Annotated in this window: 15 protein-coding genes and 2 pseudogenes; 7 read left to right on the plus strand and 10 right to left on the minus strand. The window is 46.6% G+C overall.

The window, feature by feature from the left end; translation table 11 throughout:
- Window positions 1-22: 22 nt before the first annotated feature.
- The 6 genes and pseudogenes from serS to BM099_RS20940 all read right to left on the minus strand — a co-directional run.
- Window positions 23-1,297 (minus strand): serine--tRNA ligase, encoded by a 1,275-nt coding sequence (gene serS / locus BM099_RS13040; protein ID WP_090728571.1) that lies wholly within the window; start codon window positions 1,295-1,297, stop codon window positions 23-25.
- Between the two features lie 20 nt (window positions 1,298-1,317).
- On the minus strand, window positions 1,318-1,689 hold the full coding sequence (crcB, locus tag BM099_RS13045) for a fluoride efflux transporter CrcB (protein ID WP_090728572.1): 372 nt from the start codon (window positions 1,687-1,689) through the stop codon (window positions 1,318-1,320).
- 3 nt (window positions 1,690-1,692) lie between these two features.
- Window positions 1,693-3,042 carry a replication-associated recombination protein A gene (locus BM099_RS13050; protein ID WP_090728573.1) on the minus strand — a complete coding sequence of 450 codons (1,350 nt, stop codon included), beginning with the start codon at window positions 3,040-3,042 and terminating at the stop codon, window positions 1,693-1,695.
- Window positions 3,042-3,677 (minus strand): outer membrane lipoprotein periplasmic chaperone LolA, encoded by a 636-nt coding sequence (gene lolA, locus BM099_RS13055; RefSeq protein WP_177201178.1) that lies wholly within the window; start codon window positions 3,675-3,677, stop codon window positions 3,042-3,044. Before lolA ends, BM099_RS13050 begins: the two co-directional genes overlap by 1 nt.
- 16 nt (window positions 3,678-3,693) lie before the next feature.
- A pseudogene (locus BM099_RS20935) lies at window positions 3,694-5,184 on the minus strand (DNA translocase FtsK); the annotation flags it as partial.
- 609 nt (window positions 5,185-5,793) lie between these two features.
- Window positions 5,794-6,357: pseudogene (locus BM099_RS20940) on the minus strand (DNA translocase FtsK 4TM domain-containing protein); the annotation flags it as partial.
- Between the two features lie 209 nt (window positions 6,358-6,566).
- On the opposite strand from BM099_RS20940, the gene BM099_RS13065 reads away from it, so the two are divergent.
- The 5 genes from BM099_RS13065 (at window position 6,567) to infA (ending at window position 10,272) form a co-directional block, all read left to right on the plus strand.
- Window positions 6,567-7,412 carry a CZB domain-containing protein gene (locus BM099_RS13065; protein ID WP_090728575.1) on the plus strand — a complete coding sequence of 282 codons (846 nt, stop codon included), beginning with the start codon at window positions 6,567-6,569 and terminating at the stop codon, window positions 7,410-7,412.
- Window positions 7,413-7,470: 58 nt separating this feature from the next.
- On the plus strand, window positions 7,471-8,427 hold the full coding sequence (gene trxB / locus BM099_RS13070; protein WP_090728576.1) for a thioredoxin-disulfide reductase: 957 nt from the start codon (window positions 7,471-7,473) through the stop codon (window positions 8,425-8,427).
- A gap of 91 nt (window positions 8,428-8,518) precedes the next feature.
- Complete coding sequence (aat, locus tag BM099_RS13075) at window positions 8,519-9,235, plus strand: leucyl/phenylalanyl-tRNA--protein transferase (protein ID WP_090728577.1); 717 nt, start codon at window positions 8,519-8,521, stop codon at window positions 9,233-9,235.
- On the plus strand, window positions 9,232-9,945 hold the full coding sequence (locus BM099_RS13080) for an arginyltransferase (protein WP_090728578.1): 714 nt from the start codon (window positions 9,232-9,234) through the stop codon (window positions 9,943-9,945). Before aat ends, BM099_RS13080 begins: the two co-directional genes overlap by 4 nt.
- 108 nt (window positions 9,946-10,053) lie before the next feature.
- Window positions 10,054-10,272 (plus strand): translation initiation factor IF-1, encoded by a 219-nt coding sequence (gene infA / locus BM099_RS13085; RefSeq protein WP_028468938.1) that lies wholly within the window; start codon window positions 10,054-10,056, stop codon window positions 10,270-10,272.
- Window positions 10,273-10,353: 81 nt separating this feature from the next.
- Here the strand turns inward: infA and clpA are convergent, their stop codons facing one another.
- Window positions 10,354-12,609 (minus strand): ATP-dependent Clp protease ATP-binding subunit ClpA, encoded by a 2,256-nt coding sequence (gene clpA / locus BM099_RS13090; RefSeq protein WP_090728579.1) that lies wholly within the window; start codon window positions 12,607-12,609, stop codon window positions 10,354-10,356.
- A gap of 13 nt (window positions 12,610-12,622) precedes the next feature.
- Window positions 12,623-12,991, minus strand: a complete 369-nt coding sequence (gene clpS, locus BM099_RS13095; RefSeq protein WP_372742097.1) for an ATP-dependent Clp protease adapter ClpS — start codon at window positions 12,989-12,991, stop codon at window positions 12,623-12,625.
- Window positions 12,992-13,212: 221 nt separating this feature from the next.
- Here clpS and BM099_RS13100 point away from each other — a divergent pair, with 221 nt between their 5' ends.
- Window positions 13,213-13,434, plus strand: a complete 222-nt coding sequence (locus BM099_RS13100; RefSeq protein ID WP_090728580.1) for a cold shock domain-containing protein — start codon at window positions 13,213-13,215, stop codon at window positions 13,432-13,434.
- 48 nt (window positions 13,435-13,482) lie between these two features.
- Here the strand turns inward: BM099_RS13100 and icd are convergent, their stop codons facing one another.
- Window positions 13,483-14,739, minus strand: coding sequence for an NADP-dependent isocitrate dehydrogenase (gene icd, locus BM099_RS13105; protein WP_090728581.1), 1,257 nt, complete (start codon window positions 14,737-14,739; stop codon window positions 13,483-13,485).
- Window positions 14,740-14,861: 122 nt separating this feature from the next.
- On the opposite strand from icd, the gene BM099_RS13110 reads away from it, so the two are divergent.
- Window positions 14,862-15,530 (plus strand): pseudouridine synthase, encoded by a 669-nt coding sequence (locus BM099_RS13110; protein ID WP_090728582.1) that lies wholly within the window; start codon window positions 14,862-14,864, stop codon window positions 15,528-15,530.
- Window positions 15,531-15,550: 20 nt separating this feature from the next.
- On the opposite strand, the gene BM099_RS13115 is transcribed toward BM099_RS13110, so the two are convergent.
- A complete protein-coding gene (locus BM099_RS13115) occupies window positions 15,551-16,483 on the minus strand; it encodes an AEC family transporter (protein ID WP_090728583.1) in 933 nt (310 codons plus the stop codon).
- Between the last annotated feature and the right edge of the window lie 4 nt (window positions 16,484-16,487).

The raw sequence follows: 16,487 nt of genomic DNA on the forward strand, positions 1-16,487 counted from the left end.
TTACAAAGGCTTTACAACTATTTTACAGTTCTGTAACGCCGCCCATATAAGGCTGAAGCGCTTCAGGCACCATAATACGCCCATCGGCAGCCTGGTAGTTTTCCAACACAGCAACCAGCGTACGACCGATCGCTAAACCAGAGCCATTCAGCGTATGCAGCAACTCAGGCTTACCCGTTTCAGGATTTCTCCAGCGGGCTTTCAAACGTCGTGCCTGAAAATCAGTCATATTCGAAACCGAGGAGATCTCACGGAATTTATCCTGCCCGGGCAACCAGACTTCCAGGTCATATGTTTTAGCCGCACCAAAGCCCAAATCACCGCCACAAAGCGCGACAACACGGTAGGGTAAATTGAGTTTTTGCAGAATGACTTCCGCATGGCCGGTCATCATTTCCAGCGTTGCCCATGAGGTCGACGGCTCGACAATCTGCACCATTTCAACTTTTTCAAACTGGTGCTGACGAATCATACCGCGAGTATCTTTCCCGGATGCGCCCGCTTCTGAACGAAAACACGGCGTATGCGCTGTGAATTTAAGCGGTAGCTGCTCAGCGTCAACAATCTCATCACGTACAATATTGGTTACCGGCACTTCAGCGGTAGGGATCAGGTAATACTGACGATCACCAAACGGAACTTTAAACAGATCTTCGCCAAACTTTGGCAACTGCCCTGTTCCTTTTAAGCTGTCTTCATTTACCATATAAGGCACGTAAGCTTCAGTATAACCGTGCTCTTCTGTTTGAACGTCCAGCATAAACTGAATCAGAGCGCGATGCATACGCGCCATTTTACCTGTCATCACGGCAAAACGTGAGCCGGTAATCTTAGCAGCCGTTTCAAAATCCAGACCACCATTTTGCTCGCCTAAGGCGACATGATCTAAAGGCTCAAAATCAAATTCGCGCGGTGTACCCCAACGGCGCACTTCCACATTATCATCTTCGCTTTCGCCAGCAGGAACAGAAGCATCGGGAAGATTGGGAACACCTAACAGGATATCATCCAGATCAGTGGCTATTTCATTTAGCTTTTGTTTTGCATCATTTAGCTGATCACCCAAAGTCTGGACTTCTGCCAAAAGCGGCTGAATATCCTCACCCGAGGCTTTGGCTTTTCCGATCTGCTTTGAACGGGTATTTCGCTCGTTTTGTAGATTTTCACTCAGAATCTGCGCCTCACGACGCAACGCTTCCAGCTCATTAAATCGAGCAACAGGAAAGGCATACTTTTTCTTGGCAAGCTGTGCAGCGACAGCTTCAGGGTTCTCGCGAACAATTTTTATGTCTAACATGAGTTTTTAAACAACCTTATTTAAAACAGGCGGGTGATCCAGATACCCGCTGACAAAGCAGCGATGCACATCAAAACGCTTAATAATACATAAATTAATGCGGACATTATATGTCCTTCCTGCAGCAACGCCACTGTCTCCAGAGAGAAAGAGGAGAAAGTAGTGAAGGCACCTAGAAATCCAACCATCAATAGTGGCCGCAATTCCGGCGAGAGACGTGCTTTCTCCATAATAAGTACAAATAAAACCCCCATCACCAGCGAACCTAAAATATTACATGTCAGGGTACCGATAGGGAGTCTATCCGCTTTCTCATTGAGTATTCCCGCTAGCCAGTAACGACTCACCGCTCCCAGTGCACCTCCTGTGGCGACCGCCAGGATAGTTTGCATACCTTACCCTTTATTCTGATAACGTTTAATTGGGCTTTGCTCATCCAACATTTTAAGCTGTTGAAGTTTAGCACTTATTTTCTGTTCAAGACCACGCTCACTGGGGTGATAATAGTGTCTGGACGTGATCTCTTCAGGCATATACTTTTCGCCTGCCGCATAGGCATTCGGTTCATCATGTGCGTAGCGATATTCGTCACCATAACCCAGATCTTTCATTAGCGACGTCGGTGCATTACGCAGGTGAACCGGTACTGCATAATCAGGATCGCTTTTAATATCGGCACGGCATTGATTAAACGCACTATAAACCGCGTTACTTTTAGGCGCGCTGGCACAATAGATGGCAGCCTGAGCAATGGCACGCTCCCCTTCAGCAGGGCCTACTCTCTCAAAGGCATCCCAGGCAGACAATGCAACCTGCATCGCACGTGGATCTGCGTTACCGATATCTTCCGACGCAATGGCTACCAGTCTGCGCGCGATATAGAGAGGATCACAGCCGCCTTCGAGCATGCGACAATACCAGTACAATGCCCCATCAGGAGATGAGCCACGTACAGACTTATGGAATGCTGAAATCATATCGTAAAAAATATCTCCCTGCTTATCGTAGCGACGCCCGCTACTTTGCAAGACCTCTTTCAACGCTTCAACAGGGACTCTCTCTACACCCTTCTCTGATACTGCCAGATCAACCGCTATTTCTAACAGGTTCAGTGCTCTGCGTGCATCGCCATCAGCAGCCCGCGCCAGCTGTTCTAACGTACCTTCATCAAACACCAGCGGTTTATTAGCAAAACCCCTTTCAGAATCATGTAACGCCTGATGAATCACCTGTAACGACTCCTCATCACTTAAATTACGTAACAGATACACACGTGCGCGCGAGAGCAAAGCATTATTCAATTCAAATGATGGATTTTCAGTGGTCGCACCGATAAACAAAAATGTGCCATCTTCAATATAAGGAAGAAAAGCATCCTGCTGTGATTTATTAAAGCGATGTACTTCATCAACGAATAAAATCACTTTGCACTGGCGGGACAAAGCCACATGCTTCGCTTCCTCGACGGCTGCACGGATCTCTTTCACGCCGGACAGAACAGCAGACAAGCTCATGAAGTGTGCATCACAGGTGTGAGCTATAATCTTCGCCAATGTCGTTTTGCCAACCCCCGGAGGCCCCCATAAGATCATGGAGTGCAATGCCCCCTGCTCTATCGCCTGGCGCAAAGGTTTTCCCGGCGCTAACAGATGAGACTGGCCCACATATTCGCTTAGACTCTTGGGCCGCATCCGAGCAGCCAGGGGCTGATAGACAGGTTTAATATCATCAAACAGATCGCTCATCAGCGCTCATTGCTCACGATGACATCCGTTCCGTTAGGTGGGGTAAATTTAAAAAGAGAAGCATCCATAGGCTCGTTGATGACAGAGTCTTTCAATAAAATCGTGGTCTGCTGGCCTAATACATCCTGTAACATAAGCTCAGACATAACCCCCTGTGTAAAAAACAGTCGAATACGCTGAAAACTGCTTTGTGTATCTTTGGGTAACAGCTCAAAAAGCTGCTGGCTCTCTTCATTGATGGGCAGATAAATCTCAAACTGTTCTGCTAATTCAGCAACATCGCCATTGAGTATCAGTGCGGCACCGTTAGTTTGTTTCGGATCTGCAGGTTTGCGTGTTGCCTGTTCCAGATCTGGATCGTAAATCCAGACATACTCACCATCACTGACAATAAGTTGAGGAAACGGGCTGGCCGTTTCCCAGCGGAACAGACCTGGACGAGAAATTTTCATCGACCCTTTTAACACTTCAGCAGTAGCACCCTGATCTTTACGAGTAACCTGCTCAAAGTTAGCACTAAAGCGGTCGTAGCCTTTAAGCACTTTTTTTAACGACTCCGTTGGTGTTTCAGCCTGAGCCAGTAGTGATACAAGCGCTAAACAAGCCATTGCACAGTATTTACCAATTTTTCTCATATTCATTCCCTTAATATCAGCCTCTGACCGGAGGCGGTGCCAATACTTCACGTAAGCCATTAGAACCGGCTTCAGTTACCACACCTGCGGCCTCCATTGTTTCAATCATTCTGGCGGCGCGGTTATAGCCGATCTTCATCTTTCTTTGCACACTGGAGATAGAAGCCTTACGTGTCTCGGTGACAAAAGCAACGGCTTCGTCATAAAGAGGATCCTGTTCTTCATCGAACAAACCGCCTGACGACCCACCCGAATCACTACCTGATTCATTTAAGACCGCATCAATATAGACAGGCTCGCCTATCAATTTCCAGGCTTCGACGACCCGATGCACTTCATCATCGCCGACAAAGGCACCATGAACACGATTTGGCACGCTGGTTCCTGCTGGCAGATACAGCATGTCACCGTTACCCAAGAGATTTTCTGCACCGGACTGATCCAAAATCGTACGTGAATCGATCTTGGATGAAACTTGGAAGGCAATCCTGGTCGGCACGTTGGCCTTGATCAAGCCGGTAATAACATCTACCGATGGTCTTTGAGTTGCCAGTATCAGATGGATACCTGCCGCACGGGCTTTCTGTGCAATTCGTGCAATCAGCTCCTCTACTTTCTTACCAACAATCATCATCATGTCGGCAAACTCATCAATGATGACTACAATATAAGGTAAGGTTTCCAATGCGGGCGCAGGAGTTCCGAATGGCTCGCCGTGTTCCTCTGCATTCCACAGAGGATCCAGCAAAGGTTTTCCCTGCTGCTGCGCTGCTTTTACCTTGTCGTTAAAACCTCCAAGGTTACGCACGCCCATTTTCGCCATTAATCGATAACGTCGTTCCATCTCACCAACACACCAGCGCAATCCACCTGCCGCTTCTTTCATATCGGTAATAACAGGTGTCAACAGATGCGGAATCCCTTCGTAAATGGAAAGCTCCAGCATTTTAGGGTCAACCATCATCAAACGCACCTCTTCGGGTGTCGCTTTAAATAGCAGACTCAGAATCATGGCATTCACACCCACAGACTTACCAGAACCGGTAGTTCCTGCCACCAACAGATGCGGCATTTTACCCAGGTTAGCGACCACCGGGTTTCCGGCGATATCATTACCAAGCGCCAGGGTTAATCGCGACGAAGCTTCCAGATAAGGTTTAGAGTTAAGCACTTCGCTGAGGCGCACCATCTGGCGACTGGCATTGGGTATTTCGATACCTACAACAGATTTTCCCGGAATAACCTCAACGACACGCACACTGGAGATAGCCAGCGAGCGCGCCAGATCTTTTGCCAGATTAGTGATTTTACTGACTTTGACACCTGCCGCCGGCTGAATCTCAAAACGAGTAATAACTGGCCCGGGATTCACTTCAACGACTTCGGCAATAACACCAAAATCTTTCAGTTTGCTTTCCAGCAAACGCGACATATCTTCGAGCTCTTCTTCTGAATAGCCATGATCAGTTTGTAACTCAGGCGGATCTAACAGATCGAGAGAGGGAATTTTACGTAACGAGCGTACCGGACGACGCTCTTTATTCGATGAGTTTGCATCATGGTCATCGTTCTGAATAGGTTGATGAGCTTCAGCCAGCGGCACAATTTTCAGCTCTTTTTTAGGCAGACCGGAAGCGCTTGCCGAAACAGCAGGACCTGGCGGATGTTGCGACACTGTGCGTAACGGCACAATGTTATCCGCAGCATCGACATCCTCCCAAGAGGGCTCAGCTCTTGCGCCGGACTCCTTAACGCTTTGGTGAGCGCTGATTGCCTCCGTCACTAGAGGCGGTTCTGCAGCGCTCTGCTGATTCACAGTTGCAGGCTGCCCTTTAATCGACTTCAGCGCAGATCCAAATGAGGCATCAGCCGCATCACTAGCGGCTCCTGTTGAGGCGCTGAAAGCAGGCTCCAAACGCGCTCGCATCCGTTCTTTTAAGGATGCTCTTACGCTCTCGTTATGCTGAGCGTGGTTATTCCCGTGATCATTCAAGGCGCTTGATTTATCGGCGTTTTGCTTAGCAGAATCACTCGCCTGAGCAGAGCTATCGTCGTTATGCGCAAACAAAGCAGAAAGGTAACGATAGGCATTTAATACGCCTCCCCCTATGCGATTTTGAATAGCATCCCAGGAAAGCTCCATATAAAAGGTGCAACCAATACCGGCAGCCGTAATAAGAAGTACCGTACTGCCCAGCAAGCTGAACCAGGAAACCATCCAATCCGACAGTGCCTGACCAATAATACCGCCGCTGGTAAAAGGGAAACCTAACGACTGATTAGACAGATGAATTGAAGCCAGCCCGCATAAAGATGCCATTAATAACAAGATGCCCGACGCCCGCAACATAACGAAAGGCAGGCCATCTAACAAAGTCACCTCCCTTCTCAGCATAAAACGAAGCGCAGGCCAGATGATGATAAAGGGTAGAAACCAGGCGCTCACACCTAAAAAAGAAAACAGCAAATCTGTTAACCATGCACCAAAAATACCCGTCCAATTGCGCACACCAGCATGATAGCCAAGATGCGACCAACCAGGGTCTTTTGGGTGATAACCGAGCATAGCTAATAACATATAGGCACAGCTCATAATAATCAGAAACAAAACGCAGACTTTAAGTACACGCGCTAGCAGCTCAGAAAAAGCATGAGGGCTTGTAGGGAGCTTATTTTTCACTCACATTCCTTTTAATCTTAAGTACTTACTACGAAAATAAAAATCATAATTCAGAGCCACACATTGTAGCGCGACTTGATGAGAATCGAAGATTACGACATAGTGATCTTCAAAAAATTCAATTATAACGAACTACCGCCGCACTAATAACCGTCTATAGTTATATTCAGCAGCCAAACCATCCACCAAAGACTCTCTGGGGTTAAAACATGGGTTTATCCAATCTATTTCAAAACAACTCACGTGTACTGACCTTTACGATAGCCGGCAGCCATTTTGGCATAGATGCCTGTAATATCCTCTCTTTTTCAGATGAATATAAACAGATTCAAGCGATCACAAATGAGCAATTCCCCAGCTTTCTTGGCTATCTGGATTACAGAGACACGCTGGTGAATGTCTATGATAGTGCGACATTACTGAATAGAAAGCGAAACCGGGACTATAAAAGCCAGTTAATTACAGAAATTGATACCTATAAACAGTCTCACACAGACTGGGTAAGCGCACTTGAGCAAGCGATCGTCACAAACGAGCGCTTTACCCTGCCACGCGACCCTGATCAATGCACCTTCGGTAAATGGTTCGGTAACTTTAAAACTGAGGACACCGATATTTTGGCACTAATGAGCAAGGTTGATGAACCACATCGACTCATTCACCAGTTAGCAGACACCCTGATAGGACTTCGCGACAAAGGGCAAGGAGAACGTGCAATACGCTTGCTATCTATCGAAAAAGGTACAACGCTGAAAAAGCTGCTGCGAACACTTGAGCAGATACAGGAGATACTCAAACGAGATATACACCCGGTTATTATTCACCTGACAAAAGATGGAACAACCCCCTGTTTCTCATTGGTACTGGACGAAGTCGATGACATTATTGACTATAAAGCCGAAAATCTTGATACCCGGATCACAGACACACTCTGCCATGAACCACTCAAAGGGTATCTTCGCCACTCTTCAGGAAAAAATTATATGATGCTGTGTATCGACAAATTATCGGAGCAGGTCGTAAAAATAACTCCCCTTGAGGATTGTATTTCTTGAACACTCCCCCCATCATCTTTTAGTAAACACAGACACGTTTAGTTTAAGGCAAGTATTCATGAGCGAAACACAGCACCACAAACTTCTTATTCTTGGTTCCGGTCCTGCCGGATACACAGCGGCCATCTATGCAGCCCGCGCTAACCTCAATCCTGTTGTGATTACCGGCATGGAGGCTGGCGGCCAATTAACCACCACGACTGATGTTGATAACTGGCCGGGAGATGTTGAAGGCGTTCAAGGGCCAGAGCTGATGCAGAGAATGCAACAGCATGCTGAACGCTTTGATACAAAAGTTATTTTCGACCACATTCACACTGTCGATGTACAACATCGCCCGTTCACGCTGACCGGCGACATGGGCGTATACACCTGTGATGCACTTATCATCTGTACAGGTGCATCAGCACAGTATCTGGGCCTTGAATCAGAGGAAGCCTTCAAAGGCAAAGGCGTTAGTGCTTGTGCCACATGCGACGGTTTCTTTTACCGCGGCCAGAAAGTCGCGGTTATCGGTGGCGGTAATACCGCGGTGGAAGAAGCGCTTTACCTGTCTAACATTGCAGCAGAAGTTACGCTGGTGCATCGCCGCGACTCGCTTCGCTCTGAAAAGATTCTTCAGGACAAGCTATTTGAGCGTGCTAAAAATGGCAATATCAACATTATCTGGAATCACCAGCTCGACGAAGTCCTTGGTGACAACTCCGGTGTAACCGGCCTGCGATTGAACAGCACTGACGGTAGCTCTACGCAAGAACTGGATGTGTCGGGCGTCTTTATTGCCATCGGACACACACCGAACACGAGTATTTTCGAAGGCCAGCTAGAGATGAAAAATGGCTATCTGAGAATCCAGTCCGGACTTGACGGAAAAGCCACCCAAACCAGCGTTGAAGGTGTTTTTGCTGCGGGCGATGTATGTGATCACGTCTACCGCCAGGCCGTCACATCAGCAGGTTTTGGCTGTATGGCCGCTCTGGATGCTGAACGCTATTTAGATGACCTGGAACAATAGCAAAAGCAGTTAACTGCCACAGACCAAAGGCGCTATACCTTATGAGCTATGCCTTATGAAGCACGCCTTTGGTCTTTTCTGAATACTCCTGATGATTCCTTGGCTGCACCCCACTCACCTGACCTTCCCTGACACCGCGACAGCATTGGATGAGCCTGATGGTCTTTTAGCCGCTGGCGGCGACCTCACACCCAAGCGCTTATTAGCAGCCTACCGTCACGGAATTTTCCCGTGGTTTAGTGACGATGATCCCATCTTGTGGTGGAGCCCTAATCCACGCTGCGTGCTTCTTCCTGATCAAATCCATATATCACGCAGCATGCGTAAACATCTCAAAAAACACGATTACAGCGTGACATTTGATACCGCCTTTAGCGAGGTAATTCGTGCGTGCGCCAGCACCCGTGAAGCGACCACAGGCACCTGGATATCAGCGGACATGCAAAAGGCCTATAGCGAACTCCACCAGCAGGGCCATGCTCATTCAGTTGAAGTCTGGCAAAACCAACAACTGATTGGCGGTTTATACGGATTGGGAATCGGTAAGCTATTTTTTGGTGAGTCGATGTTCAGCCTGCAGAAAAACGCTTCTAAAATTGCATTTATAGCACTCTGCCAACAACTGGAAAAGTGGGGCTACCCGCTGATTGATTGCCAGGTGCATAACAGCCATTTGGAAAGCTTGGGGGCAACAAACATTCCCCGCAATGAATTTATCGATTACATTAGGCACTATATAGATTCAAAAACATCACATGACTGGCGCTTCGATAGTGACAAAGTCATATTGAACAGTGAAAGCGGATGACTGAGTTAAAAGAATTACATTTTTTTGCTACGCCCGAACATAACTGTAGCTATATTGAAGGCTACAAAGCTAAGACTTTGTTCGTCGATCCGCATTCAAGTATCTCGGTCAACGCGTTTAGCCAACTCTCCAATCTGGGATTCAGGCGCAGCGGAAAACATATTTACCGACCGCATTGTGACAACTGCCAAGCCTGCATTTCAGTCAGAGTTCCTGTTAACCTGTTTAAACCGAATAAAACGCAGCGTCGGATTTTCAATAAAAACAAAGACCTTGTCGTTAAAAGAACGACACCTCACTACACTGACGAATATTTCCAACTTTACTCTGATTATATTTCGCAGCGCCATGCTGACGGGGATATGCACCCGCCGAATAAGGAACAATTCATCAATTTTTTAATCGAGGGAGATCAACCCTGTGATTTTCTCGAATTTTATCTGGATGAAAAACTAATCGCGGTGGCCGTTACTGATCAGTTAGTGCAGGGTTTATCTGCTACCTATACATTTTACGACCCTGATCCTGCTTTTAATCAGCGAAGTTTGGGCACATATGCCATTCTCTGGCAGATAGAAGAGTGTCGCCGACTCAATCTTGAATACCTTTATATGGGCTACTGGGTACAATCCTGTCGCAAAATGAAGTATAAAATCGCCTATCGTCCGCTAGAATTTCTAATCGACGGACAATGGATTCTCATAAGATAGTAATTAAACGGCTAATACTCTTTGATATCCTTAGATAAATCAGGCAAAATACTGCGCTCTGATAATAGGACATTGTTCGAAATCAGCCCTTTCACAGGTAGGTAATGAATGGCTAAAGAAGATAGCATTGAAATGGAAGGTACCGTGGTTGACACGCTGCCAAACACCATGTTCCGCGTAGAGCTCGAGAATGGTCATGTAGTTACCGCTCATATCTCTGGCAAAATGCGTAAAAACTATATCCGTATTTTAACGGGTGACAAAGTAAAAGTTGAACTAACACCATACGATTTGACCAAAGGCCGCATCGTATATCGTGCCCGTTAGTACAATCGATCTGGCTTAACCTCCTTTGGCTTAACACCAAATAGTTAAATACCAGATCCTGAAATTCCCCCAGTGGCAGCCTTAGGCTGCCACTGTTACATTCAGCGCTATTTCATTCTGATCATCCACCGATACCTGAACTTCCCCACCCTCTTCAGCTAATTCACCAAACAGAATCATTTCAGCCAGTGGTTTTTTCAATTTGTCCTGAATCAGACGCTTCATAGGACGCGCGCCCATTTTTTCATCATAACCATGCTCAGCAAGCCATGTTCGCGCATCATCATTGACGTGCAGCACGACACGCTTATCGTCCAACTGTGCCTGCAACTCTGTCAGGAACTTATCGACAACACCAATAATGATATCTGGCGGCAATGATTTAAACTGAATGACCGCATCCAGACGATTACGAAACTCAGGAGAGAACAGACGCTTGATCGCCTCCATACCGTCCGTTGAGTGATCCTGATGCGAAAAGCCGATAGAAGGACGGCTCATAACATCAGCGCCTGCATTGGTTGTCATCACCAGAATTACATTCCTGAAATCTGCTTTACGGCCATTGTTATCCGTTAACGTTCCGTTATCCATCACCTGCAAAAGAATATTAAAAACTTCAGGATGGGCTTTCTCGATCTCATCGAGTAACAATACGCAGTGAGGTGATTTATTCACCGCTTCTGTCAGCAAACCGCCCTGGTCATAACCAACGTATCCCGGAGGTGCCCCGATCAATCGAGACACTGTATGGCGCTCCATATACTCTGACATATCAAAACGGATCAGCTCGATACCCAGAATCCTTGCCAACTGCATGGTGACTTCTGTTTTACCCACACCCGTTGGGCCTGAGAACAAAAAGTTACCGACAGGCTTATGAGGGTCGTTCAAACCGGCACGGGATAACCGAATAGCCGATGACAATGAAGAGATCGCCTCTTCCTGACCCAGCACCACCATTTTCAAATTTGAGTCTAGCTTTTTAAGTTGCTCTTTATCTGATACAGAGACGGTTTTAGGCGGAATACGGGCAATTTTTGCCACGACAGCTTCTACTTCATGCACTCCGATAATCGGGCTGCGATCGGCCTCTTTCAGCAGACGCTGATAAGCACCGGCTTCATCGATCACATCAATTGCTTTATCCGGCATATGCTTATCGTTGATATAACGATCTGCCAGCTCAGATGCCGCTCTTAACGCTTCATCTGTGTATTCAATCTCATGGTGCTGCTCAAACCTCTTGCGCAAGCCACACAGAATCTCGTAAGTTTCCTGAACATTAGGCTCAAGCACATCAACTTTCTGGAAGCGTCGCGCCAGTGCGCGATCCTTCTCAAAAATACTGCGAAATTCCTGAAAAGTTGTCGACCCGATACAACGCAAATCACCCGAACTCAGCAGCGGTTTGAGCAGGTTGGAGGCATCCATAGAGCCGCCGGAAGCAGCGCCAGCACCAATAATGGTATGAATCTCATCTATAAACAGAATCGCATTATCTTTAACTTTCACTTCATTGAGTAACGCTTTTAGGCGCTTCTCAAAATCACCACGGTATTTAGTTCCTGCCAGCAGCGCTCCCAGATCAAGTGAATAAACAATACTGCCGTTCATTACTTCAGGGATTTGGTCTTCAACTATAAGTTTTGCCAACCCCTCTGCGATAGCCGTTTTTCCGACACCGGCCTCACCGACCAGTAATGGATTATTTTTACGCCGACGAGAGAGAATCTGGATAACGCGCTCAACCTCACTACTACGTCCAATCAGTGGGTCAATGCGCCCTTCTGCTGCTTCCTGATTCAGGTTGACTGCATACTTACTCAGCGCACTGGGTTCGTTACTTTTCGATGTACCGTCCGATTCCAGCACACCATCGCCTTCATGATCGTCCTGACCAACACGAGAGATACCATGCGACAGGTAGTTCACCACGTCAACACGCTCAACGCCTTGCTGCTGCAACACATAAACAGCATGGCTTTCTTGCTCACTAAAGATAGCTACAACGACATTAGCGCCTGTTACTTCGCTCTTGCCTGAAGATTGGACATGAAAGACAGCACGCTGCAATACACGCTGAAATCCTAAGGTAGGCTGGGTCTCCATCGCCGGTATGTTGTCCGGTAATAACGGCGTCGTTTCTTCTATAAATAAACTAAGCGCTGTGCGCAGTGCATCTACATCAGCGCCACACGCTGCCAACACTCTGTGAGCATCCCTGTTATCAAGCAGAGCTAACAACAAGTGCTCAACCGTCATAAATTCATGACGACTGTCTCTGGCGCCTTTAAAGGCCGCACTTAATGTTTCTTCCAGTTCACGATTCAACATAGCTATGTCTCCGCTAAACAGCTTCCACTTCAGATAACAAAGGATGCTTATTATCTCTAGAGTATTGATTCACTTGTGCCGCTTTAGTTTCAGCGACATCACGAGAAAATACACCACAATCACCTTTACCTTGCGTATGTACAGCCAACATCACCTGTGTTGCCTGCTCCTGCGTCATACTAAAAAATATCATCAACACCTCAACAACGAACTCCATCGGAGTGTAATCATCATTTAACAACACCACACGATACATAGGAGGCTTTTTAAGTTTGGGTGAAGCCTCTTGTGTGGCAATACTTCCGTCATCAGAAAAAGGCTCATTTCCCTCTTCCCCTTCCGACGAAAGCCGGGTCATTTTTAACTCTCTTTCGGCCTGCATGAACAATCTCTATAAAAATTATGGGTAAACTTAAGAACAATTAGCGTCACCCCATCACAATGTTATACTCGATTTAAACAGGGGCAGTAAACATACTATACATTGTCTCTGAGTCAACGAGTCACACCTTCTATATAGAACATTGTAGCAGGTGTGAGCTTTGCAGTTCAGGCTTACTCTCTGCATGTAAGCCAGTAAATTAGTTAAAATGGGAGTTTGTAATGCAGACAGGGAAAGTAAAGTGGTTTAATAATGCAAAAGGCTTTGGCTTCATTGTAGCGGATGAAAACCATACTGAAGACCTCTTTGCTCATTACTCAGCCATACAAGTCGAGGGTTACAAGAGCCTCAAAGCAGGACAGCCCGTCAGTTTTGAAACTACACCCGGCCCAAAAGGCACACATGCGGTTAACATTACCCCTCTGCCTCAAGCTGAGGCATAAATGGCACCACAAAAACCAGCTACTAGATAGCTGGTTTTTTTCATTTGCCTACATCCCCTTAATAATCGCATCCCCAAACTCTGACGATGATAACAAGGTGGCTCCTTCCATCAAACGCTCAAAATCGTAAGTCACTGTTTTAGCGCTGATGGCAGCATTCATACCTTTTAATACCAAATCAGCTGACTCAACCCAGCCCATATGCCGCAACATCATTTCAGCCGACAAAATCAATGAACCCGGGTTCACCTTGTCCTGGCCTGCATATTTCGGTGCTGTGCCATGAGTGGCTTCAAAAATAGCAATACTGTCAGATAAATTTGCCCCGGGTGCTATTCCGATTCCTCCGACTTCAGCGGCCAGCGCATCTGAGAGGTAATCACCATTCAGGTTTAGCGTAGCAATAACATCGTACTCCGCCGGACGCAGTAGTATTTGTTGCAGCATCGCATCCGCTATCACATCCTTAACGATAATATCTTTACCTGTCACCGGGTGTTTAAACACCATCCATGGGCCGCCATGCAAGAGTTCAGCGCCAAATTCTTCAGCCGCTAACTCGTAACCCCAGTCTTTAAATGCACCTTCCGTGAATTTCATGATATTGCCTTTATGTACCAGCGTCAGTGAGTCACGGTTATTATCGATACAGTACTGTAAGGCTTTACGCACCAGACGCTGTGTACCCTCTTTTGACACGGGCTTGATACCAATACTACAATTTTCTTCAAAGCGAATTTTAGTGACACCCATCTCTTCGGTGAGAAATTTAATTACTTTCTTAGCGTCATCAGAACCCGCTTTCCATTCAATACCCGCATAGATATCTTCTGAGTTCTCTCTGAAAATAACCATATCAACATCTTCTGGCTGCTTAACAGGGCTGGGGACACCTTTGAACCACATCACAGGTCGCTGGCATACATACAGGTCCAACTCTTGGCGCAACGCTACGTTCAAGGAACGAATCCCACCGCCAACAGGCGTGGTCAACGGCCCCTTAATCCCAACAACAAACTCCTTAAATGCTTGCAGTGTTTCCTCTGGCATCCAAGTATCCTGGTCATACACCTGAGTTGCTTTCTCCCCTGCATAAACCTCCATCCAGGAAATTTTACGTGTACCGCCATACGCTTTTTCAATCGCAGCATCAATTACACTGATCATGGGTGGTGTAACATCGACACCAATACCATCACCGGTAATAAATGGAATAATAGGGTTGTCAGGCACGTTCAGTGAGAAATCGGCATTCACTGTGATCTTCTCGCCTTTTGCCGGAATCATAATATTGCTGTAACTCATCGCTCTACTCCAATGAAAATCATTAAATAGATTCGTAGAAATAAGTATCGACAGGCATAATTAACAAAACCTGCAGATCTAGCATATTGCCATACCTTACTCATACTACAGAAATAGGATCCATGTCTAATATCTTAATCATTAACAAGCCATTTCAGGTACTTACACAATTCACCGATCAAGATGGCCGCAAAACACTGGCCGACTATATTCAAAAACCTGGATTCTATGCCGCAGGCAGGCTCGATTACGATTCAGAAGGCTTATTGATACTCACGGACGACGGCTCACTACAGCACACACTGGCACACCCAAAATTTAAAATGGAAAAGACCTACTGGGCTCAAGTAGAAGGCAAGGTAAGCGATGATGCTCTTAAACAGTTGCGCAACGGCGTTGCGCTAAAAGATGGTAAAACACGCCCCGCAAAAGCTGAGTTAATTGCCGAACCTGACATTTGGCAGCGAAACCCGCCCATACGTGAGCGAAAAGAGATACCGACCAGCTGGATTGAACTCAAAATAACCGAAGGAAAAAACCGCCAGGTACGACGCATGACAGCGGCCGTCGGCTTCCCTACATTGCGCCTGATTCGCTATGCAATAGGCACCTGGACGCTGGGCGCATTGCAACCCGGAGAGTACAGAGAAGAAGTTGTCGATATCCCCCCCATCGCTAAGATAGCGAAGCGACAACACTCTTCATCATCGCGCTCATCATCCACTGCTTCAGCCACTGCGGCTAATAAAAGAAGAACCACTCATTCTAAAGCTAAACCCAGAAGTCGCTAAAAACACCTTGATATAGCGTGTCACTGCAACCCGCTCATCCATAAAGTAACACTCAGCAGAGACACAACCGTTGAGACCACGACAATTTGTGATGTTTCTTTTTCAAAAACATCATATTTCAAAGCAACCACATGCGCTAACGCTCCGGTTGGAAGCGCCGTCAATAACACAGTCGTTGCCATCCAGATAGGATCATTGATATCCAGCAACAAAAATGCGCTTAATGTCAGTGCCGGATGCAGACACAACTTTACAAATACCATCCACCCGAGCTCTGCCAAATCGATGCTGGTTTTTGCAAACTGCAAACTCGCCCCAAGACAAAACAGAGCAACCGGTACGGCCGCTGGCGAGAGCATAATTAATAAGGTATCGATCGCATCAGGCATGGGAATCTGATTCGCTGAAACGAACAGCCCTAACATTGTCGAGAGAAAAATCGGGTTACGCAGTAGCGAGCGGTCCAAAATAGACAAAATGGGTTTTAATCCAATCTCTTTCTGGCGAATCGCTTCAATAAAAATCTGAGCACCACCAATCAGAAATACATTACCTACCAAAATAATACTCACCGTTGCCACATACGCCTCCTCTCCGAAAATAGCAAAGGTCAGCGGAATACCCATGTAGGCGTAGTTTGAAAAGGTCCCGTTTAAGGCGCGTAGCACTCGCTGCTCTGCATGCCTGGCATTAAATAATGTACGACTGACAACCAACACAACCATAGCCGTGAGTATCACGCCTATAAAAAAAGCTGCCAAGGCAGGGGCATTGATGAGATTGTCGATAGGCGCTTTACTGGCAGCATTAAACAGTAACGCGGGAACGGCCAGATAATAAACAAACTGATTAAGACCAGGCAGCATTTTGACATCAAAGACGGTACGTTTTGCCAGATACCCTAGTGCAATCATTAAAAACAACGGCAATATTGACTGAAAACTCAACAACATACTG

Origin of the sequence: Neptunomonas qingdaonensis (genome assembly GCF_900113275.1) — a bacterium.
Lineage (GTDB): Bacteria > Pseudomonadota > Gammaproteobacteria > Pseudomonadales > Balneatricaceae > Neptunomonas > Neptunomonas qingdaonensis.